This window comes from Streptomyces sp. NBC_00459 (assembly GCF_036013955.1).
GTDB lineage: Bacteria > Actinomycetota > Actinomycetes > Streptomycetales > Streptomycetaceae > Streptomyces.
Map to the genome: position 1 here is coordinate 2,575,215 of NZ_CP107903.1, position 20,612 is coordinate 2,595,826.

Below are 20,612 nucleotides of genomic sequence, written 5' to 3' on the forward strand. Positions count from 1 at the left end.
CCGCGTCACCGAGCGCGGGAGCACCGGTCAGGACGCCGCTCGACCCGTCACCGGACTTGTTGCACCGGCCCGGGCTCCACCGGCACCGCGCCCTGCCGCCGCCGTACGACGAACGCGGCGATCCCCAACCCGAGGCCGATCAGGGCCAGGACCGCCCCGGCGATGATGGCCGTACCGAAGACGACGGGGATCGTGTAGTCGTCGGTCACCCGGTTCCGTACGGCGGACTCGGCAACCGTCCCGCCGTGGTCACTCTCGAAGAAGCGCGAGTCGATGGAGTCCACCCGGTTGTCACCGAGCAGGAACAGCCGCCCCTTCGGGACCGTCACGTCGTACGGCCTGCGCACGCCGTCCGCGTCGCCGCCCTTCACATACGGCTCCGGGAGCGGCTTCCCGTTCACGCTGAGCCGCGCGCCCGAGCCCTCGCCCGTGCAGCACACCACCCGGTCGCCTGCGACGCCGATCACTCGCTGCATCACGATCCTGATCTCCGGGTAGCGCTCCGGCGACGAGAACAGCACGACGTCACCGCGCCGCACCTCGCTGCCGTCGACCCGCTCGGCAAAGATCCGGTCGCCCGGCTCGTACGTCGGCGCCATGCTCGTGCTGCTGATGCTGAAAGCCTCGTACGAGCTCCGCCCGTACGCGAGGGAGCCGAGCGCCAGCACCACCCCCACGAGCCCCACCACGACAGCCGCGACCCGCAGTCCCCGCCCCTTGCCCGACATCGTTCCCCTCCCCGTGCGGCACTTCCGCAGGGGTGACGTTAGCCGGTGCCTGTGAACGGACTGTGCGGGCCGCCCCGAGACGGCCCGGGGCCCTTGGGACGCCGTAGGGCCGACGGTTGCGAACCGTCGGCCCTACGTGATGTTCATGGTGTCCCGGCGGGGGACGGGCCCCTTGACCCGTGCCTACAGCACCGGCAGGTTCTTCCGCAGCTCGAAGGCCGTGACCTCGGAGCGGTACTCCTCCCACTCCTGGCGCTTGTTGCGCAGGAAGAAGTCGAACACGTGCTCGCCGAGCGTCTCGGCGACCAGTTCGCTGCGCTCCATCAGGGTGAGGGCCTCGCCCAGGTTCTGCGGGAGCGGCTCGATTCCCATCGCGCGGCGCTCCGCGTCCGAGAGGGCCCAGACGTCGTCGTCGGCGCCCGGCGGGAGCTCGTAGCCCTCCTCGATGCCCTTGAGGCCGGCGGCCAGCAGGACGGCGTAGGCCAGGTACGGGTTCGCGCCCGTGTCCAGGGAACGGACCTCGACACGCGCCGAACCCGTCTTGCCGGGCTTGTACATCGGGACGCGGACCAGGGCCGAGCGGTTGTTGTGGCCCCAGCAGATGTACGAGGGGGCCTCGCCGCCGGCGCCCGCGGTGCGCTCCGAGCCGCCCCAGATGCGCTTGTACGAGTTCACCCACTGGTTGGTGACCGCCGCGATCTCCGCCGCGTGCTTCAGCAGGCCCGCGATGAACGAGCGGCCGACCTTGGAGAGCTGGTACTCCGAGCCGGACTCGTAGAACGCGTTGCGGTCGCCCTCGAAGAGGGAGAGGTGCGTGTGCATGCCGCTGCCGGGGTGCTCGCTGAACGGCTTCGGCATGAACGTGGCGTTGACGCCCTGCTCCAGCGCCACCTGCTTCATGACCAGGCGGAACGTCATGATGTTGTCGGCCGTGGAGAGCGCGTCCGCGTACCGCAGGTCGATCTCCTGCTGGCCCGGGGCGCCCTCGTGGTGGGAGAACTCGACCGAGATGCCCATGGACTCCAGCATGGTGATCGCCTGGCGGCGGAAGTCCTGGCCGACGTGGGTCGGGGTGTGGTCGAAGTAGCCGGAGTTGTCGGCCGGGGTCGGGCGGGTGCCGTCCAGCGGCTTGTCCTTCAGGAGGAAGAACTCGATCTCCGGGTGCGTGTAGAACGTGAAGCCCAGGTCGGAGCCGCGCGTGAGGGCCCGCTTGAGGACATAGCGCGGGTCCGCGAAGGACGGCGAGCCGTCCGGCATGAGGATGTCGCAGAACATTCGGGCGGTGCCGGGGGCCTCCGCGCGCCACGGGAGGATCTGGAACGTCGACGGATCCGGCTTGGCGATCATGTCGGACTCGTACACGCGAGCGAATCCCTCGATCGCGGAACCGTCGAATCCGATGCCCTCGTCGAAGGCCTGCTCGAGCTCGGCCGGGGCCACGGCCACGGACTTGAGGAAGCCCAGGACGTCCGTGAACCACAGCCGGACGAACCGGATGTCACGCTCCTCCAACGTCCGGAGCACGAACTCCTGCTGCTTGTCCATCTTCCGCTTCCCCATCCTTGCTGGTCAGGCCGCCTGTCTCCCGCACCACGGAAGGCGGTCGGGCACCTGAGCATCCCACCACAACAGCATTTCATGCGCATTGCGCACCTTGATCGTCCAGCCGACCCAGGGGTGAACGCCTCGCGTACGGCAGGTGCACCGCTCTTTCCCTCATCTTGCCTGTTCGCGGCGACATCCGTAATGGGTGATCCCCTACGGGAACCGTTGCGGGCGGTCGCGGATTACGATCAGTGGCCACCGATTACGATCAGAGACCGCACAACCGATCGACCGACCGGCCAACCGACCGCCCCTTTCCCCAGAAGGACCGATCCCATGGGTTCCGCCAAGAAGAGCGCCAAAGACAGTGGCAGCGCGGCGCGCAAGGCGCGCATAGAGGAGATGCGGCGCGCCGAGCGCTCACGTGAGCGCCGGAACCGGATCCTCACGATCGGCGTGAGCGTTGTCATAGTGGCCGGCCTCGTCGTCGGCGCGACGGTCCTGGTGAAGTCGCAGTCCGACAAGGACAGCGACACCGCCGCGACCGACTCCAAGGGCGCGGGCAAGTTCGTCACCGGCGCGGACGGCGTCAAGACCTGGGACAAGAAGCTCACCCAGAACCACGTCACCAAGACCGTGAACTACCCGATGGAGCCCCCGGTCGGCGGTGACCACAACCAGGTCTGGATGAACTGCAACGGCGACGTCTACACCAAGGCGCTCAACAACATGAACGCCGTGCACTCGCTGGAGCACGGCGCTGTGTGGGTGACGTACAACAGCAAGGCGTCGAAGACCGACATCGACGCGCTCGCGGCCAAGGTGAAGAAGACGCCGTACACGCTGATGAGCCCGGACGACAAGCAGGCGGACCCGATCATGCTGTCCGCCTGGGGCAAGCAGCGCACGGTGACCAGCGCCAAGGACCCGAACGTGGACAAGTTCTTCGAGGAGTTCGTCCAGGGCAAGCAGACCCCCGAGCCGGGCGCCGCCTGCACGAACGGGCTGTCCCAGTGAGCCGCTCGGCCTGGATCGCCGGTGCCGCCGCGACGGCGCTCGTCGCGGCCGGCGCGATCACCTACGCGGTCGCCGACGGCGACGACTCCGGGATGAAGGCGCCCGCCGCCGACTCGGCGGACGCGGGCTTCGCCCGTGACATGGCCGTCCACCACCAGCAGGCCGTCGAGATGTCCTACGTCGTGCGCGACCGCACGAGCAACGAGGAGATCCGGCGACTGGCGTACGACATCTCGCAGACGCAGGCCAACCAGCGCGGCATGCTGATCGGCTGGCTCGATCTGTGGGAGCTGCCGAAGGTGTCCTCGGACGCGCCCATGTCCTGGATGGACATGGCGGGCATGGCCGACGGCAAGGACGGCGCGCTGATGCCGGGCATGGCCACCAACACCGAGATGACGAAGCTGGGCAAGCTCAGCGGCAAGCAGGCGGAGATCTTCTATCTCCAGCTGATGACCAAGCACCACCAGGGCGGTGTCCATATGGCCAACGGCTGTGTGGAGCGGTGCGAGGTGGGCGTGGAGAAGCGGCTCGCGCAGGGCATGGTCAACGCGCAGGAGTCGGAGATCTCCCTGATGGCGGGGATGTTGAAGGAGCGGGGGGCCAAGGCCCTCTCCTAGGGAAGCGGTTCAGCGGGACGAACGGGCCGGATGGGTCGGATCGGTCGGATGGCTCAAATCGCCTGCGTATACGTTCTCTTGGGGGCTTCTTGGCACAGCCATTCCCCCTGGATTTCCCTGGCATGAACGGTTCATCGCGAGAGTGGCGAGCGGCGAGTGATCACTCGCCTTGCTCGCGTTGAACCGCATCAGGGGGTTCCATGAGATCCACTCGCGCCGTCAAGCGCGCCGGTGTGAGCCTGGCAGCGACACTGCCTCTGCTCGCCGGCGCGCTGGCGTTCGGCATACCCGCGGCCCATGCCGCGGACGCCCCGGGCCGGGACACGCTCGCCGGCACCAAGCCCGCGTGGGCCACCGCCAAGGCCGACAAGGGAGCCACGTCCGACGGCTCCAAGGTCACCGCCCGGGTCTACCTCGCCGGCCGGGACGCCAACGGTCTGGCCGCGTACGCGAAGGCCGTCTCCGACCCGACGTCCGCCGTGTACGGCAAGTACCTCACCGCCGCGCAGGTCCAGCAGCGCTTCGGGGCCTCCCCGGCCCAGGTCGCCGCTGTCAGGGCGTGGCTGAAGGCCTCGGGCCTCACGGTCACCGGCGTCACGGCGCACTACGTCACGGTCACCGGTGACGTGGCCGCCGCCGAGAAGGCCTTCAGCACCCAGCTGCACAACTACGCCAAGGGCAAGAAGACGTACCGGGCGCCCTCCAGGGCCGCCTCCGCGCCGGACAGCCTGCACGGTGCCGTCCTGACCGTCACGGGTCTGGACAACGCCCCGCACACGGCGACCCACGACGACACGCTGCCGGCGCCGGAGACGGTGTTCCGCAACGCGGGTCCGTTCTCCACGTACTACGGCTCCAACACCGCCGCCTCGCTGCCGACGGCGTACGGCGCCCAGATCCCGTACGCCGTCGAGGGCTACACGGGCAAGCAGCTGCGGGCCGCGTACGGCGCGGGCAGCTGGACCGGCAAGAAGGTGCGCGTCGCCATCACCGACGCCTACGCCTCGCCGTACATCGCCGCCGACGCCGCCACCTACGCGGCCAAGCAGGGCGACGCCTCCTACCGGAGCGGCCAGCTCAAGCAGGTCCTGCCGACGGGCTACACGAACACCGAGGAATGCGGCGCGGCCGGCTGGTACGGCGAGGAGACCCTCGACGTCGAGGCCGTGCACGCGGTCGCGCCGGCCGCCGACATCACCTACGTCGGCTCCGCGTCCTGCATGGACGACGACCTGATCGACGCGCTCAGCAAGGTCGTCGACAAGCACCTCGCCGACATCGTCTCCAACTCGTGGGGCGGCGCCGAGGCCGACGAGACACCGGACCTGGCCGCAGCCTTCGATCAGGTGTTCGAGCTCGGCGCGGTCCAGGGCATCGGCTTCTACTTCTCCTCCGGCGACAACGGCGACGAGGTCGTCAACACCGGCCAGAAGCAGGTCGACACCCCGGCCAACTCGGCATGGGTGACGGCGGTCGGCGGTACCTCGCTGGCGGTCGGCCGGGGCGACAAGTACCAGTGGGAGACCGGCTGGGGCACCGAGAAGGCCTCGCTGTCGGCCGACGGCAAGACCTGGACGAACTTCCCCGGCGCCTACACCTCGGGCGCGGGCGGCGGCACCAGCGCGACCGTGGCGGCGCCCTTCTACCAGAAGGGTCGTGTGCCGGACTACCTGGCCAAGGCCAACAGCGAGAAGGGCAACCGGGTCGTCCCCGACATCGCGGCGATCGCCGACCCGAACACCGGTTTCAAGGTCGGCCAGACCCAGACCCTGCCGGAGGGCGGCACCGCGTACAGCGAGTACCGCATCGGCGGTACTTCCCTGGCGGCACCGGTGATCGCGGCCGTACAGGCCCTCGCGCAGGAGGCCCGCGGCGGCAAGGCGATCGGCTTCGCCAACCCGGCGATCTACTCGACGTTCGCCTCGCACGCGAAGGTCTACCACGACGTGACCGACAACCCCACGGGGTACGGACTCGCCGTGGCACGCCTGGACTTCGCCAACGGTTACGACGCCACGGACGGGATCCTCACCTCCGTCCGCAGCCTCGGCAAGGACAGTTCGCTGCAGGCCGTACGCGGCTACGACGACGTGACCGGCGTGGGTACGCCCGCGAAGGGTTACGTGGAGTCGTACCGCCGCTGAGCCGGCGACGCCGCTGACGCGGCACCGTGCCCGAAGCCCGTCCCCGGAGCGTTCACCGTCCGGGGGCGGGTGCTTTTCGGGTACCTCGCCCGATCACGAGGAAGATCACGAAACCGGCGACGAACAGGAGCACGCCGCCGACCAGGAACGGTATGGGGGTGTACTCCTCGGTGCACGTCTGCCCGCCCGACGAGGAGCGGCAGACCTCCCCCGGGCCGCCCCGGTTCAGGTACGCGAGGTGGAAGAGCGGCAGCGCCAGACCCGCGAGACCTCCGGCGACGGCGTTCCGCGGCCCCTTCCGCAGCAGGAGCCACGCGGCCACGGCGGCCAGGCCGAGAAGCACCGGCCCCACCGTCAGGATGGCGGCGAGCCCGGCAGCCACGCACGCCCCCACCGCGAACCAGGCCAGGAACCAGCCCCAGCCCGTTCTGCGGTCTTCACTGTCCTCATGTGCCCCGTTGTGTGTCATATCCCTTACTGAAGACGCAGCCATGACATCCGGGCAATCCACTTCAAGATCCCATTGCCCTACCGTCAGGGAGAGATGACCCCGAGCGCCGTACCGCGAGCCCGACTTGCCCCGACAGTCGGCAATCCGGGATCGGGACCTCAGCCCCGGCGTGGGGCGACCCACACTCCCCCACCCCCCATCGCGTCGCATTGACGATTACACTTGGCGGCGTGCCTCAACTACGCCTCGCCCTGAACCAGATCGACTCGCGCGTCGGCGACATCGCCGGAAACGCGGACTCGATCCTCCGCTGGACCCGGCACTCCGCCGAGCAGGGAGCGCACCTCGTGGCGTTCCCGGAGATGGTGCTGACCGGGTACCCCGTCGAGGACCTCGCCCTGCGCTCCTCCTTCGTGGAGGCGTCCCGCGCGGCCCTGCGCTCGCTCGCCACGCGCCTGGCCGACGAGGGCTTCGGCGAGCTGCCCGTGGTCGTCGGCTACCTCGACAGGTCCGAGAGCGACCTGCCGAAGTTCGGCCGCCCGGCCGGCTCCCCGCGCAACGCGGGCGCCGTGCTGCACAGGGGCGAGGTGCTCCTGACGTACGCCAAGCACCACCTCCCCAACTACGGCGTCTTCGACGAGTTCCGCTACTTCGTGCCGGGCGACACCATGCCCGTGCTGCGCGTGCACGGCGTCGATGTGGCGCTCGCGATCTGCGAGGACCTCTGGCAGGACGGCGGCCGGGTCCCGGCGGCACGCTCCGCGAGGGCGGGCCTCCTGCTCTCGATCAACGCCTCCCCGTTCGAGCGCGACAAGGACGACACCCGGCTGGAACTGGTGCGCAAGCGCGCCCAGGAGGCGGGCTGCACGACCGCCTATCTGGCGATGGTCGGCGGCCAGGACGAGCTGGTCTTCGACGGCGACTCGATCGTGGTCGACAAGGACGGCGAGGTGATCGCGAGGGCCCCGCAGTTCACGGAGGGCTGTGTGGTCCTGGACCTGGACCTGCCCGCGGCCCTGACCGACGCTCCCACCGGCGTGGTGGACGACGGTCTGCGCATCGACCGCGTGGTGCTGTCCGAGGAGCCCTTGCCGGCGTACGAGCCCGAGCTGACGGGCGCGTACGCGGAACGCCTGGACGACGACGAGGAGATGTACTCGGCGCTGGTGGTGGGCCTGCGGGCGTACGCGGCGAAGAACGGCTTCAGGTCGGTCCTGATCGGCCTCTCCGGCGGTATCGACTCGGCGCTGGTCGCGGCGCTCGCGTGCGACGCGGTGGGCGCGGAGAACGTGTACGGCGTGGCGATGCCGTCGAAGTACTCGTCCGACCACTCGATCGGCGACGCGGCGGAACTCGCGAAGCGGACGGGCCTCAACTTCCGTACGGTGCCGATCGCGCCGATGTTCGACGCGTACATGGACTCGCTGGGCCTGACGGGTCTGGCGGAGGAGAACCTCCAGTCCCGCCTGCGCGGCACGATGCTGATGGCGATCTCCAACCAGGAGGGCCACATCGTGCTGGCGCCCGGCAACAAGTCGGAACTGGCGGTGGGTTACTCGACTCTGTACGGCGACTCGGTGGGCGCGTACGGCCCGATCAAGGACGTGTACAAGACGTCGATCTTCCGCCTGGCCCGGTGGCGCAACCGCGCGGCCGTGGAACGGGGCCAGACTCCGCCGATCCCGGAGAACTCGATCGCGAAGCCGCCGAGCGCGGAGCTGCGTCCGGGCCAGATCGACACGGATTCCCTCCCCGACTATCCGGTGCTGGACGCGATTCTCGAGTTGTACGTGGACCGGGACTCGGGTGCCGACGCGATTGTCGCGGCCGGGTACGACGCGGAACTGGTGACCCGGGTGCTGCGGATGGTGGACACGGCGGAGTACAAGCGGCGGCAGTATCCGCCGGGCACGAAGATCTCGGCCAAGGGGTTCGGGAAGGACCGGCGGCTGCCCATCACCAACGGGTGGCGCGAGTCGGTCTGAGGGATGCGGGCGGGGTGGGTGGGGGCGGATCCCCACCCACCCCGCCCTCGTTCCACTCCCACAACCGGCGACGTTACCGGTTCGGAATTTCGAGCAATTCAATTCGGTCCGGTTCGGCATTTCGATCACATACCGTTCGGCATTTCGATCGAATTCCAGTACGGCGCTTCTCTGCCCGGGAATTTGACGACCTTTTGGCTGACGCTTGACGACTTGTTAGCGCTCGCATGCGACTCATGCCGGAAATATTGACGCAACTTCACGCCGGAGCCATACTGGCGGCCACCTGACCTCCAGGTACTCCCACCGGTCGTCCGAAGTCCCGTACAACACCCTTCCCCAAGTTTTTCCGGCCTTCTCCTGAGCGCAAAATTTGTTAGCGCTCACATCACGCATTCGCGACGAAGTTTCCGCTGCACTAAAGCCCGATCCGGTCAGCGGCACCTTCGGGTATTCGTCATGCCCAAAAGGAACGGAGATCAACGATGATTTCTCTTTCAGGTCGGCAACGCCTCAGAGGGATACTTCTCTCGGTCGGCGCGACCGTCGCGGTGGTCGCCGGCCTCCTGGTCGGCGCCGCCGGCCCGTCACAGGCCGCCACCTCGCTCCCGTGCGACATCTACGCCGCGGCCGGCACGCCCTGCGTCGCCGCGCACAGCACCACACGCGCGCTCTACGCCGCGTACAGCGGCCACCTCTACCAGGTGAAGCGAGCCTCGGACGCCACGACGACCGACATCGGCACCCTCACCGCGGGCGGCTACGCCAACGCCGCCGCGCAGGACTCCTTCTGCTCCGGCACGACGTGCGTCATCACCGAGATCTACGACCAGAGCCCCAAGCACAACGACCTCACCGTCGAAGGCCCCGGCGGCAACGGCGGCCAGGACGTCGGCGCCATCGCCAACGCGCTGCCGGTGACGGTCGGCGGGCACGCGGCCTACGGGATCTTCGTGTCGGCCGGCGTCGGCTACCGCGACAACAGCACGACGGGCATCGCCACCGGGAGCGCCCCCGAGGGCATGTACATGGTGACCAGCGGCCACCACGTCAACAACCGCTGCTGCTTCGACTACGGCAACGCCGAGACGTCCGGCAACGACACCGGCAACGGCCACATGGACGCACTCAACTTCGGTACGGAGTGCTGGTTCTCGTGTTCCGGTGCCGGATCGGGCCCCTGGGTCGAGGCGGACCTGGAGAACGGGCTCTTCTTCGGCGGAAACGGCTCCCACCCGAGCAACACCGGAAACAGCAGTGAGTTCGTCACGGCCCTGCTCAAGAACAACGGCACAACGACCTATGCCCTCAAGGGCGGCAACGCACAATCAGGGTCGTTGACCACCTGGTACGACGGAGCTCTGCCCAACCTCGGCGGATACACCCCGATGCAGAAGGAGGGCGCGATCGTCCTGGGCACCGGTGGTGACAACAGCAACGGCTCCGACGGCTCCTTCTTCGAGGGCGTCATGACCGCCGGCTACCCGACCGACGCCGCCGACAACGCCGTGCAGGCCAACATCACCGCCGTCGGCTACACCACCCCGACCGCCGCCTTCCCCGTCGCCGGCACCGCCTACCGGCTGACCAACACCAACTCGGGCAAGGTCCTGGACGCGGTGAACTGCGGTACCGCCAACGGGACCTCGATCGACCTCTGGGCCTCGCTCGGCAACACCTGCCAGCAGTGGAAGTTCGCCAGTGCGGGCAACGGCCACTACACCATCACCAACGTCAACAGCGGCACCGTCCTGGACGACAAGGACTGCAAGCAGTCCAACGGCACGGCCGTCCAGCTGTGGGCCTCGCTCGGCAACCGCTGCCAGCAGTGGGACGTCACCCACGTCGGCAGCCACTACACCATCAGCAACGTCAACACGGGCATGACGCTGGACGTCACGAACTGCGCAACGGCCAACGGCACCGTGGTCCGCCAGTGGCAGCAGCTCGACAACACCTGCCAGCAGTGGGACATCGCGCCCTAGCGGGCACCCCCACCCCCGAAGACCTGCCGGATGCCCACATCTCCGGCAGGTCTTCGGCCCTCCGGAGGCCTGCCGGAGGGTCAACGGACGACGTCGAAGACGTTCTTCTGCAGACCGTTGGCGTACGCCTCGGACTCGACGAGCTTCAGCTTCTGGGCGTCCTTGTCCGTGCCGCTGAACAGCCGCTTGCCCGCGCCGAGCAGCAGCGGGAAGACCAGCAGGTGATAGCGGTCGATGAGGCCGGCGTCGGAGAGGTCGCGGGTGAGGGTGGCGCTGCCGTGGATGATGATCGGGCCGCCCTCGGTCTCCTTCAGTGCGGCCACGTCGTCGAGCGAGCGCAGGATCGTGGTCTCGCCCCAGTTCGACACCAGGGCGTCCTCGGTGAGGGTGGTGGAGACGACGTACTTCGGCATCACCTTGTAGTCGGCGAAGTCCTCCATGTCCGGCCAGACCGGGCTGAACGACTCGTAGCTGACGCGACCCAACAGCATCGCGGCGGCTTCCTTCTGCTCCCGGCCCTTGATCTCGAACGCCTCCGGGAGGAACTCGACGTCCTTGAAGGTCCAGCCGGCGTTCCGGTAACCGGGCTCACCGCCCGGGGCCTCCACGACTCCGTCGAGCGAGACAAAGGCGGTGCTGATGAGGGTGCGCATCTCGGGTCTCCTGGGTGCGTCTCATGGCTGGTACTGGTTCCCAGCCGGTTCACCATGCCTGACTCCGGGCCGCGGTGAAACTCATCGGCGATCAGCGCCAGCCGCCCGGGCCCGCAGAACACCAAAACTGCGGGGCTGCTGTCTCGTGCGGTCGTTACGATCACGGCATGACTGCCGACAGACGAATCGCGCGAGCCGAACTCCTTTACGAACGTGCCGTGTTCGGCGGAGACAGCAGCGCGCTGGCGTCCGCCGACCGGAGTCTCGACGAGGTCGAGGCGGACCTCGCGCTGACTCGCGGCAAGGTGACTCACGCGCGCTTCCTGGAGGAGCGGGTCGAGGACGCACGGGAGTCGGAGCTCTTCGAGCGGGCGGCGGAGCTGTACGGCCGGCTCGGCGACGTCCGGGGCGAGGGCGAGGCGGTGTTCTGGGTCGGCACCTTCCACCAGGTGGTCCGGGACGACACCGAGGCCGCCGTGCCGGCCTTCGAACGTGCCCTCGCCCTCGCCACCCGGGCCGGCGACCGGTTGACGATGTCCTACGCCTTGCGGCACCTCGGCTTCGCCGACCACATGGCCGGCCGCCTGACCGAGGCCCGTGCGCACCTTGAGGAGTCCACCCGTCTCCGCCGGGAGCTGGGATTCCTGCCGGGGGTGGCGGCGAACCTGGTCGGGCTGGCGCACCTGGCCGCCCAGCAGGAGCGCCGGGACGACGCGGCGGCTCTGCTCGACGAGGCGACGGAGCTGTGCGAGAGCACCGACGCGCAGGGCGTGCTGCGCTGGGTGGCGGAGGCCCGCGAGGAGCTCAAGCTGCCGTAGGCGGCGAGGGGGTGAAGGGGGAGTTTGAGGACGCCCTGGAAACAAGCCGTAAACGGGTGGGCGGGGGGAAATCACCCCCTCAGTGGTGCACCTTCTCCGCCCGCACAGGCACATGCGACGCGACCACACGACCCCGTCCGACCGACGGAGACTCCACCACGTACGCCACTCCCGCGACGCCCAGGCCCAGCAGGGCCAGAACCGCCCCGACCAGTGCCGGAGACGTCGCCCCGAAGCCCGCCGCGAGGGCGAGACCCCCGATCCACGCTCCCCCGGCGTTCGCCAGGTTGAAGGCCGCCTGGTTCGCCGAGGACGCCAGGGACGGGGCCGTCGACGCCCTCTCCATCACCATCAGGTTGAGCGGCGACCCCGTGACGAACGCCGCCACGCCGAGCAGCGTGACCGCCAGCGCCGCGCTCCACGCCGTACTCATCAGCAGCGGGAACGCCCCCAGGACCGCGGTCAGCGACACCAGGCCGCCGAACAGCGTGCCCCGCATCGAGTGGTCCGCGAGCCGGCCGCCCAGCAGGTTGCCGACCGTCGCGCCGACGCCGAACAGGGCCAGCAGCAGCGTCACGCTGGAGTCCGCGTACCCGGCGGAGTCCGTGAGCATCGGGGTGATGTAGCTGTACGCCGAGAAGAGGGCGCCGAAGCCCGCCACCGTCGTACCGAGGGCCAGCCAGACCGGCAGCGACCTCAGTGCGGCCAGTTCGCCGCGCAGCCCCACCACCGGTGCTGCCACCCGGTCCCGCGGGATCAGCAGCGCCAGCGCCGCTATCGCCGCCACGCCGATCACGCTGACGCCGAGGAAGGTGGCCCGCCAGCCGAGCTGCTGGCCCATGGCCGTCGCCACCGGGACGCCGACCACGTTCGCGACCGTCAGGCCCAGGAACATCAGGGAGACCGAACGGGCCTTGCGCTCCGGGGCCACCATGCTCGTGGCCACCACCGCGCCGACGCCGAAGAAGGCGCCGTGCGGCAGCCCGCTCAGGAAGCGGGCGGCCAGGAGGTAGTCGTAGGTCGGTGCGAACGCGGAGAGCGCGTTGCCCGCGATGAACAGGCCCATCAGGCCGATCAGGACCTTGCGCCGCGCCATCCGGGCCGTGACCGCCGCGAGCAGCGGGGCGCCGATGACGACGCCGAGGGCGTACGCCGAGACCAGGTGACCGGCGGACGGGATCGAGACGCCCAGGTCTCCGGCGACGTCGGGCAGCAGGCCCATCATCACGAACTCGGTCGTCCCGATGCCGAAAGCACCCACAGCGAGGGCGAGCAGAGCCAGGGGCGTGGTTCTGCGGGCGGACACGGTGTTCGACGGCGTGGTGGGCGGCGTGGTCGGCGTGGGCCGGGACATCAGAGCGCGGGGCCTTTCGAAGGGTGCGGCGGGCGTACGTCCGTACAGTTTAAGTTCAAGTACGGAACAAAGGCTGCCACGCCCAGTATTCCCCCGGTGCTCCCCCGGGTTACGAGCCGGTTGCCGAGTCCGGAATCTTCACCCTCGCCGCGATCGGCAGATGGTCGCTCGCCGTGCGCGGCAGTGACCAGGAGCTGACCGGCTCCACGCCCTGCACCATGATCTGGTCGATCCGCGCGAGCGGGAACGACGCCGGCCAGCTGAACCCGAACCCGCTGCCCGACGCTCCCTGTGTGGAGCGCATCTGGGCGGTGACGGCGTTGAGCGCGCGGTCGTTCATCGTGCCGTTGAGGTCGCCGAGCAGGATCTTGCGCGTCAGCTTCTCGTCGTAGAGCGCCTCGCCCAGCGCGTCCGCGCTCCTGTCGCGCTGGCGGGCCGTGAACCCGGCCTCCAGCTTCACGCGTACCGACGGGAGGTGGGCGACGTACACCGCGACCGGCCCCTCAGGCGTCGCCACGGTGGCGCGCATCGCGCGGGTCCAGCCCAGCTTGATGTCCACCGGGCGGGAGGCGCTGAGCGGGTACTTGCTCCACAGGCCGACCGTGCCCTGCACCGAGTGGTACTTGTACGTCGACGCGAGGGCCTTCTCGTACGTCGGGACCGCCGTCTCCGTCAGCTCCTCCAGGGCGAGGAGGTCGGCGCCGGAGCCCGCCACCTCGCGGGCCGTGCCGGACGGGTCCGGGTTCTCCGCGTTGACGTTGTGGGTGGCCACCGTCAGGTTGCCGCCGGTGCCCGCGTTGCTGCCGAGCAGTCCGCCGAAGAGGTTGAACCAGACCGCCGTCGGCAGCACCACCGCGATCAGCGCGGTCGCGGAGCGCCGGACCAGCGCGAGGATCAGCAGCAGCGGTACGGAGACGATGCCGAACCAGGGCAGGAACGTCTCGCTGAGACTGCCGAGGTTGCCGATCCGGTTGGGGATCTGCGCGTGCAGGACCATCACCAGGGCGAGCAGGACGGCCAGCACCGCCGTGATCAGTCCTCGGAGCCAGATTCTCGGATCGTCCCGCCAGCCGGCTGTCAGACGGCTCATCAGGCGCCGAAGCCGGGGTCCCCGGCGCTCGGGTCCCGAGCCTCCGTTGTCCGTCTCCGTCATGTACGCCTGCTGGGCCATACCGTCGCCTCACAACCTGCCGTGCATACCGTCCGTCCCCCGCGCCTAAGACCCTAGGGGATGATCGGTTCCGATCTCGCCGTCCCATGACGGCCGTACGGGGACGATGACGAACAAGTCGGCACGACCAGTTCCGGTTGCCGCCCGCAGACGGTCCTCTGTGACCAAACACGCACAGTCGAGCGTCGACCGGTCCGACAGGCGTACGAATTCCCGCTTATGGGGCGATCGGCCGCAGACCTTCCAGCAGAGTGTCGACGATCTGCTCGGCGAGGCCCTCCGGCAGTTCCGCGTCGGAACGCAGTACGGAGCGCAGGAGCATGGGGCCGACGAAGAGGTCGTTCATCAGGGTGACGTCGACGTCCGGGCGTACCTCGCCGGTCCGCTGGCCGCGGCGCAGGAGTTCGACGCCGAGCAGACGGCGCGGTTCGAGGACGGTGTCGCTGTAGGCGGCCCAGAGTTTGGGGCTGCTCTTCATCTGGGCGTGGACGTTGTGCAGGAACGCCGAGGACTGTTTGGCCAGCCCGCGTCGGCGCAGCGTCTCCAGCAGGACGACCAGGTCGTCACGGACCGACGTACCGGGCAGTTCCGGGTCCACGGGCTCCATGACGCGCATGACGTCGACGAAGAGCTCCTCCTTGCCCGGCCAGCGGCGGTAGATGGTGGCCTTGCCGACACCGGCGGTGCGTGCCACCCGCTCGATGGAGATGTCCGCGAGCGGCACGCCCTCCTCCAGGAGCTGCATCACGCCCTCGATGATGGAGCGCTCCACGGCTTCGCTCCGGGGGCGGCCACGGGGGCTGCTCCGACCGTCCAGGCCTTCCACGAGGTTCACGCGGCCCGCTCCTCTCCTCGTCGCACTTCCTTGCGTCCTGTGTCCTGCGATGATTCTCCCTGCTGTTCAGTGGTCCGCCGACGCCAACTGCGGCTTCTCCTCGCCCTCTTGGGGCACTGCCGGGCGGCCCGGCAGACACAGGAGGACGACCACGGCGCCCAGGACGGCGACGCCCGCGCCGCACAGCGCGGTGAGGTGCATCGCGTGCAGGAACGCGTCGTTGGCGGGGGCGACCAGTGCGTCACCCCTGGGGCCGAGCTTGGCGGCGACGCCGAGGGTGGCCTCGATGGACTCGCCCGCGGTGTGCCGTACGTCGGCGGGCAGCGCGCCGAGCTTGTCCTCGATGTCGCTGCGGTAGGCGGCCGAGAGGACCGAGCCGAGTACGGCGATCCCGAGCGCGCCGCCGACCTGGCGGAAGGTGTTGCTGAGCGCGGAGGCGGAGCCGGCCTTCTCGCGGGGCAGCGCCTGCATGATGACGACACTGGTCGGCGTCATGATGTGCGCCATACCGGTGCCCATCAGGAAGAAGACGACCTCCAGCACCCAGATCGGGGTGTCGGTCTCGAACGAGGCGAACGCGGCGAGCGTCGCGGCGATCAGGAGCATGGCGGCGGTGGTCGTGGCCCGGTTGCCGAAGCGGTTGACGGCCAGCCGGGCGCGCGGCGCGAAGATCAGCTGGGCGGCGGCCAGCGGCAGCATCAGCAGGCCGGTCTGGAGGGGCGAGTAGCCGCGCACGCTCTGGGTGTAGAAGACCGAGAAGAAGGTCACGCCCATCAGTGCGAAGAAGACGAGCGCGATGACGGACATCGCCGCCGAGAAGGTCTTGTTGCGGAAGTACGTCACGTCGATGGACGGGTGGTCGCTGCGCTTCTCGAACAGCACGAAGCCGACGAGTACGGCGAGACCGGCACCGATGGCCGCCAGCACCTGCGGGTCGGTGAAGTCGGCGAGCTGGCCGCCCTTGATGATGCCGTAGACGAGCAGGACCAGTCCCACGACGGACAGCAGGACCCCGACGGGGTCGATACGGCCGGGCTTCGGGTCGCGGGAGTCGGGCACCAGGACCGTCATCAGGACGAGGGCGATGATCACGATCGGCACGTTGATGAGGAAGACGGAGCCCCACCAGAAGTGGTCGAGGAGGATGCCTCCGGTGATCGGCCCGATGGCGATGGCGAGTCCGACGCCGCCGGCCCAGATGCCGATGGCCTTGGGCTGCTCCTCGCGCTCGAAGACGTTCATCAGGACGGCGAGGGTGGCGGGCATCACGAAGGCGGCGCCGAGGCCCATCACGGCCCGGAAGACGATGAGCTCGGTGGGTGAGCCGGCGAAGGCGGCGAAGGCGGAGCCGAGGCCGAACACGGCGAGACCGCCGAGCAGCACCTTCTTGCGGCCGAGCCGGTCACCGAGGATCCCGGCGGTGAACAGCAGCCCGGCGAAGACGAGGGTGTAGGCGTTGATCGCCCACTCCAGCTCGCTCTGGGTGGCGCCCAGGCCGGTCGGCGCGGGGGTGGAGATGGTCTTGATGGCGACGTTGAGGATGGAGTTGTCGAGCACCACGATCAGCAGGCTGAGCATGAGCACGCCGAGGATCACCCAGCGTCGCCGGTGCACGGCCTCGGGAATCCGGGGGCCGAGGGTGCGTGGACCGGCGGGAGTAGTCATGACGGCAAGCCTAGAGCCATTTCGATACGAGACCGTCTCGTATCGAAATACTTTACCGAGACCTTACGCATGGCCACACCTTGGGCCGCCCCTCGGCTCGCGTCGCCTCACACGCGAGACGTTCAGCACACAGGCCCCACTCCACAGGCGACCACTAGCCGTCCTTGGACGGGAGGTGCCACCATGGAGGCGATCCGGGGACGCCGTCAGGGCGCCTCGAGATGATTTGAAGGAGCCGTTGCCATGACGCAGCTTCAGCCTGCCCACCAGACCTCCGCCGGCAGCACCAACGCGCTGTACGGGGGCAAGGGCACACGCCGCATCACGGTCCGGGACATCACCGCCGCCAAGGAACGCGGCGAGAAGTGGCCCATGCTCACCGCGTACGACGCGATGACCGCGTCCGTCTTCGACGAGGCCGGTATCCCGGTCATGCTGGTCGGCGACTCGGCGGGCAACTGTCATCTGGGGTACGAGTCGACCGTACCCGTGACCCTCGACGAGATGACGATGCTCTCGGCGGCGGTCGTCCGGGGTACGAGCCGGGCGCTGATCGTCGGTGACCTTCCCTTCGGTTCCTACCAGGAGGGCCCGGTGCAGGCGCTGCGCTCGGCGACCCGGCTGGTGAAGGACGCCGGGGTCGGTGCCGTCAAGCTGGAGGGCGGCGAGCGCTCGCACCGCCAGATCGAGCTGCTGGTCGAGTCCGGCATCCCGGTGATGGCCCACATCGGCCTGACCCCCCAGTCCGTGAACTCCATGGGGTACCGGGTCCAGGGACGCGGCGAGGAGGCCGCGCAGCAGTTGCTGCGGGACGCGAAGGCCGTGCAGGACGCGGGAGCGTTCGCGGTGGTCCTGGAGCTGGTGCCGGCCGAGCTGGCCGCCGAGGTCACCCGGACCCTGCACATCCCCACGGTGGGGATCGGGGCGGGGGTGGAGACGGACGCGCAGGTGCTGGTGTGGACGGACATGCTCGGGCTGACCGGGGGGCGGATGCCGAAGTTCGTCAAGCAGTACGCGAATCTGCGTGAGGTCATGGGTAACGCGGCGAAGGCGTTCGCCGAGGACGTGACCGGCGGGACGTTCCCGTCGGAGGAGCACTCCGTGCACTGACGGTCCGTTGTCCGGCCGCTGAACTGTTCCCTCCGGCCGACCACCGGGTCCACGGACCCCACAGAGCCACTGCGGTACGAGAGCAGCCCGCCGACTTCCCCCATCGGCGGGCTGCGGCTTTTGTTCCACCGCCCCGCCGACCGCTCAGTCGTCGGTCGCACCGGAACCGGTCAGGGCATCGCCGCCGGACGGTACGGACGACACCGGACCGTCGGTACCGGAACTCGGGTCGGCCGTGGGACTGAAGCTGGGGCCTGTGGCCAGTGGCCAGTGGCCACTGGCCAGGGCATATCTCTTCCAGCCGAGGGAGCCTCAGCGGGAGCCCGCGCGGTGGGTGGTGACCGACTCGCCTCCGGAGGGCGCGGAGGCCGCCGTGGCACTTCGCCGTGGCCCGAACGCCGCCCGGGCGTCCGCGGCGCACCCCCATCGGCGGCACCCGGCTGCGGATCCCCTCGCCCGTCCGCCGGAAGGCGTGCGAGAAGACCGCCGCGCCGGTGGTCGCGCCGGCGCTGACCACAGCGCCGGGTTTCATCTGCGCACGGCTGTCGGTGGTCTGTAGGTGGTTTGTCGGTGGTGGGTGACAGGTTCGTCCCATGACGCGAATCGACAACCACCCCGCAGACGGGGCCAAGAGTGCCGTTTCCGTGCGGGGGCTGGTCAAACACTACGGCGAGACCAAGGCGCTGGACGGCGTCGACCTGGACGTCCGGGAAGGCACCGTGCTCGGGGTGCTCGGACCCAACGGCGCCGGCAAGACCACCCTCGTACGCATTCTTTCCACCCTGCTGCAGCCCGACTCGGGGCACGCGACCGTCGCCGGGTACGACGTCCTGCGCCAGTCCCGGCAGCTGCGGCGGGTGATCGGGCTCACCGGGCAGTACGCCTCCGTGGACGAGAAGCTCCCCGGCTGGGAGAACCTGTACATGATCGGGCGGCTCCTCGACCTGCCCCGCAAGGACGCCCGCGCCCGGGCCGACGAACTGCTGGAGCGGTTCTCGCTGACCGACGCGGCCAAGCGGCCGACGAGCACGTACTCCGGCGGTATGCGGCGGCGGCTGGACCTGGCCGCCTCGATGATCGGCCGGCCCCACGTCCTCTTCCTCGACGAGCCCACCACCGGCCTCGACCCCCGCACCCGCAACGAGGTCTGGACCGAGGTCAAGCGGATGGTCGGCGACGGGGTGACCGTGCTGCTCACCACCCAGTACATGGAGGAGGCCGAACAGCTCGCCTCCGAGCTGGCCGTCATCGACCGGGGGAAGGTCGTCGCCGGCGGTGCCATCGACGCGCTGAAGGCGAAGGTCGGCGGCCGTACTCTGCGGATCAGGCCGGCCGACCCCCTGCAACTGCGCCCGCTCGCCCGTGACCTCGACGACCTCGGCATCACCGGACTCGCCACCACCGCCGTGGACACCGAGAACGGCAGTGTCCTGGTGCCGATCCTGAGCGACGAGCAGCTCACCGCCGTGACCGGCGCGGTCGTCGCACGCGGTATCACGATCTCCTCGATATCCACCGAACTGCCCAGCCTGGACGAGGTGTTCCTGTCCCTCACCGGCCATCGTGCCGGTGCCCCGCAGGACGACACAGGCACGTCCGCCGACATCCGAGAGGAGGTCGCCGTATGAGCGCCGCGACCACAACCGTCAACGAGATCCACAACGACATCCGCAACGACGACGACAGGACCGGCCGGGACGACATCCAGGCGGACGGCCGGATTCCGCTGCGCGGCCATCTGCGCCACACCGGTGCCCTCGTCCGCCGCAACCTGCTGTGGATCCGGCAGGACCCCGAGTCAATGGCCGACGCGCTGCTGATGCCGATCATCTTCACCCTGCTGTTCGTGTTCGTCTTCGGCGGCTCGATCGGGCAGGCCCTGGGCGGCGGGCAGGACGGGTATGTGCAGTACGTGATCCCGGGCATGATCGCGATGATGAGCATGACGCTGTCCCAGGGGGTCGGCACCGGGTTCTGCCAGGACTTCAACTCCGGTGTCATGGACCGCTTCCGGTCGCTTCCGATCGGGCGCGGATCGGTGCTGTTCGCGAAGATCTCGGTCGAGCTGATCCGGATGCTGTTCGCGACCACCGTGCTGATGATCGTCGCCGTTCTGGTCGGGTTCGACATCAACCACTGGCCCGGACTGTTCGCGGCCGTGGGTCTGGCCACGCTCTTCGCCTCGTCGATCATGTGGGTGTTCCTCACCCTGGGCGTGATCATGAAGAGTGCGCAGTCCGTGCAGGCGATGGGCTTCCTGGTGCTGTTCCCGCTCCAGTTCGGTTCGTCGATCTTCGCCCCGACGAATTCGATGCCGGGCTGGCTCCAGGCGTTCACCGACTACAACCCGCTGTCCACGCTCGCGGACGCGGCGCGCGGACTGATGGTGGGCGGCCCGGTCGCGCACGACCTGTGGGTGACCGTCGGCTGGTCGGTGGCCATCACGGCGGTGATGGCGCCGGTCGCCATCCACAAGTTCCGCACGAAGAGCTGAAGGACCTGAAGGAGCCGACAACCGCGGTACGCCTGTG

17 protein-coding genes are annotated in these 20,612 nt (G+C 69.2%); 9 read left to right on the top strand and 8 right to left on the bottom strand.

Features of this window, described 5'->3' with window-relative positions; translation table 11 throughout:
• Positions 1–47: 47 nt before the first annotated feature.
• Together lepB and OHN74_RS11270 are read right to left on the bottom strand one after the other, a co-directional pair.
• Positions 48–728, bottom strand: a complete 681-nt coding sequence (lepB, locus tag OHN74_RS11265; RefSeq protein ID WP_327694415.1) for a signal peptidase I — start codon at positions 726–728, stop codon at positions 48–50.
• Between the two features lie 183 nt (positions 729–911).
• Positions 912–2,273: a glutamine synthetase family protein gene (locus tag OHN74_RS11270; protein WP_327694416.1), complete on the bottom strand. Its 1,362-nt coding sequence runs from the start codon at positions 2,271–2,273 to the stop codon at positions 912–914.
• Positions 2,274–2,609: 336 nt separating this feature from the next.
• On the opposite strand from OHN74_RS11270, the gene OHN74_RS11275 reads away from it, so the two are divergent.
• The 3 genes from OHN74_RS11275 to OHN74_RS11285 all read left to right on the top strand — a co-directional run bounded on the left by OHN74_RS11275 (position 2,610) and on the right by OHN74_RS11285 (position 6,054).
• Entirely contained in the window at positions 2,610–3,290 is a 681-nt protein-coding gene (locus OHN74_RS11275; RefSeq protein WP_327694417.1) for a DUF3105 domain-containing protein, read from the top strand.
• Positions 3,287–3,910 (top strand): DUF305 domain-containing protein, encoded by a 624-nt coding sequence (locus tag OHN74_RS11280; RefSeq protein WP_327694418.1) that lies wholly within the window; start codon positions 3,287–3,289, stop codon positions 3,908–3,910. The genes OHN74_RS11275 and OHN74_RS11280 overlap by 4 nt, the downstream gene beginning before the upstream one ends.
• Before the next feature lie 200 nt (positions 3,911–4,110).
• On the top strand, positions 4,111–6,054 hold the full coding sequence (locus OHN74_RS11285) for a S53 family peptidase (RefSeq protein ID WP_327694419.1): 1,944 nt from the start codon (positions 4,111–4,113) through the stop codon (positions 6,052–6,054).
• A gap of 52 nt (positions 6,055–6,106) precedes the next feature.
• On the opposite strand, the gene OHN74_RS11290 is transcribed toward OHN74_RS11285, so the two are convergent.
• On the bottom strand, positions 6,107–6,523 hold the full coding sequence (locus OHN74_RS11290) for a hypothetical protein (protein ID WP_327694420.1): 417 nt from the start codon (positions 6,521–6,523) through the stop codon (positions 6,107–6,109).
• A 212-nt stretch (positions 6,524–6,735) separates the two neighbouring features.
• Here OHN74_RS11290 and OHN74_RS11295 point away from each other — a divergent pair, with 212 nt between their 5' ends.
• Both OHN74_RS11295 and OHN74_RS11300 read left to right on the top strand, forming a co-directional pair.
• On the top strand, positions 6,736–8,490 hold the full coding sequence (locus tag OHN74_RS11295; RefSeq protein WP_327694421.1) for an NAD+ synthase: 1,755 nt from the start codon (positions 6,736–6,738) through the stop codon (positions 8,488–8,490).
• Positions 8,491–8,975: 485 nt separating this feature from the next.
• A complete protein-coding gene (locus OHN74_RS11300; RefSeq protein ID WP_327694422.1) occupies positions 8,976–10,475 on the top strand; it encodes an arabinofuranosidase catalytic domain-containing protein in 1,500 nt (499 codons plus the stop codon).
• Positions 10,476–10,555: 80 nt separating this feature from the next.
• Here OHN74_RS11300 and OHN74_RS11305 read toward each other — a convergent pair whose 3' ends face one another.
• On the bottom strand, positions 10,556–11,128 hold the full coding sequence (locus OHN74_RS11305) for a dihydrofolate reductase family protein (protein WP_327694423.1): 573 nt from the start codon (positions 11,126–11,128) through the stop codon (positions 10,556–10,558).
• Positions 11,129–11,295: 167 nt separating this feature from the next.
• Here OHN74_RS11305 and OHN74_RS11310 point away from each other — a divergent pair, with 167 nt between their 5' ends.
• Positions 11,296–11,946 carry a tetratricopeptide repeat protein gene (locus tag OHN74_RS11310; RefSeq protein WP_327694424.1) on the top strand — a complete coding sequence of 217 codons (651 nt, stop codon included), beginning with the start codon at positions 11,296–11,298 and terminating at the stop codon, positions 11,944–11,946.
• A gap of 79 nt (positions 11,947–12,025) precedes the next feature.
• Here OHN74_RS11310 and OHN74_RS11315 read toward each other — a convergent pair whose 3' ends face one another.
• From OHN74_RS11315 to OHN74_RS11330, 4 genes are all read right to left on the bottom strand, one after another.
• Positions 12,026–13,300, bottom strand: a complete 1,275-nt coding sequence (locus OHN74_RS11315) for an MFS transporter (protein WP_327694425.1) — start codon at positions 13,298–13,300, stop codon at positions 12,026–12,028.
• A 109-nt stretch (positions 13,301–13,409) separates the two neighbouring features.
• The gene (locus tag OHN74_RS11320; RefSeq protein WP_443060544.1) at positions 13,410–14,390 is read right to left on the bottom strand and encodes an endonuclease/exonuclease/phosphatase family protein; all 981 of its coding nucleotides are present in this window, start codon (positions 14,388–14,390) and stop codon (positions 13,410–13,412) included.
• Between the two features lie 298 nt (positions 14,391–14,688).
• A complete protein-coding gene (locus tag OHN74_RS11325; protein ID WP_327694427.1) occupies positions 14,689–15,306 on the bottom strand; it encodes a TetR/AcrR family transcriptional regulator in 618 nt (205 codons plus the stop codon).
• A 66-nt stretch (positions 15,307–15,372) separates the two neighbouring features.
• A complete protein-coding gene (locus tag OHN74_RS11330) occupies positions 15,373–16,971 on the bottom strand; it encodes an MFS transporter (protein ID WP_327694428.1) in 1,599 nt (532 codons plus the stop codon).
• A 243-nt stretch (positions 16,972–17,214) separates the two neighbouring features.
• On the opposite strand from OHN74_RS11330, the gene panB reads away from it, so the two are divergent.
• The 3 genes from panB to OHN74_RS11345 all read left to right on the top strand — a co-directional run bounded on the left by panB (position 17,215) and on the right by OHN74_RS11345 (position 20,575).
• On the top strand, positions 17,215–18,081 hold the full coding sequence (gene panB / locus OHN74_RS11335; RefSeq protein WP_327694430.1) for a 3-methyl-2-oxobutanoate hydroxymethyltransferase: 867 nt from the start codon (positions 17,215–17,217) through the stop codon (positions 18,079–18,081).
• A 593-nt stretch (positions 18,082–18,674) separates the two neighbouring features.
• Positions 18,675–19,709 carry an ATP-binding cassette domain-containing protein gene (locus OHN74_RS11340; protein WP_327694431.1) on the top strand — a complete coding sequence of 345 codons (1,035 nt, stop codon included), beginning with the start codon at positions 18,675–18,677 and terminating at the stop codon, positions 19,707–19,709.
• Complete coding sequence (locus OHN74_RS11345) at positions 19,706–20,575, top strand: ABC transporter permease (protein WP_327694432.1); 870 nt, start codon at positions 19,706–19,708, stop codon at positions 20,573–20,575. The genes OHN74_RS11340 and OHN74_RS11345 overlap by 4 nt, the downstream gene beginning before the upstream one ends.
• Positions 20,576–20,612 lie beyond the last annotated feature (37 nt).

Coding starts and splice junctions, on each gene's coding strand:
- lepB (WP_327694415.1), bottom strand. CDS start 728: ATGTCGGGCAAGGGGCGGGGACTGCGGGTCGCGGCTGTCGTGGTGGGG.
- OHN74_RS11270 (WP_327694416.1), bottom strand. CDS start 2,273: ATGGACAAGCAGCAGGAGTTCGTGCTCCGGACGTTGGAGGAGCGTGAC.
- OHN74_RS11275 (WP_327694417.1), top strand. CDS start 2,610: ATGGGTTCCGCCAAGAAGAGCGCCAAAGACAGTGGCAGCGCGGCGCGC.
- OHN74_RS11285 (WP_327694419.1), top strand. CDS start 4,111: ATGAGATCCACTCGCGCCGTCAAGCGCGCCGGTGTGAGCCTGGCAGCG.
- OHN74_RS11290 (WP_327694420.1), bottom strand. CDS start 6,523: ATGACACACAACGGGGCACATGAGGACAGTGAAGACCGCAGAACGGGC.
- OHN74_RS11300 (WP_327694422.1), top strand. CDS start 8,976: ATGATTTCTCTTTCAGGTCGGCAACGCCTCAGAGGGATACTTCTCTCG.
- OHN74_RS11305 (WP_327694423.1), bottom strand. CDS start 11,128: ATGCGCACCCTCATCAGCACCGCCTTTGTCTCGCTCGACGGAGTCGTG.
- OHN74_RS11310 (WP_327694424.1), top strand. CDS start 11,296: ATGACTGCCGACAGACGAATCGCGCGAGCCGAACTCCTTTACGAACGT.
- OHN74_RS11315 (WP_327694425.1), bottom strand. CDS start 13,300: ATGTCCCGGCCCACGCCGACCACGCCGCCCACCACGCCGTCGAACACC.
- OHN74_RS11320 (WP_443060544.1), bottom strand. CDS start 14,390: ATGAGCCGTCTGACAGCCGGCTGGCGGGACGATCCGAGAATCTGGCTC.
- OHN74_RS11330 (WP_327694428.1), bottom strand. CDS start 16,971: ATGACTACTCCCGCCGGTCCACGCACCCTCGGCCCCCGGATTCCCGAG.
- panB (WP_327694430.1), top strand. CDS start 17,215: ATGACGCAGCTTCAGCCTGCCCACCAGACCTCCGCCGGCAGCACCAAC.
- OHN74_RS11340 (WP_327694431.1), top strand. CDS start 18,675: ATGACGCGAATCGACAACCACCCCGCAGACGGGGCCAAGAGTGCCGTT.
- OHN74_RS11345 (WP_327694432.1), top strand. CDS start 19,706: ATGAGCGCCGCGACCACAACCGTCAACGAGATCCACAACGACATCCGC.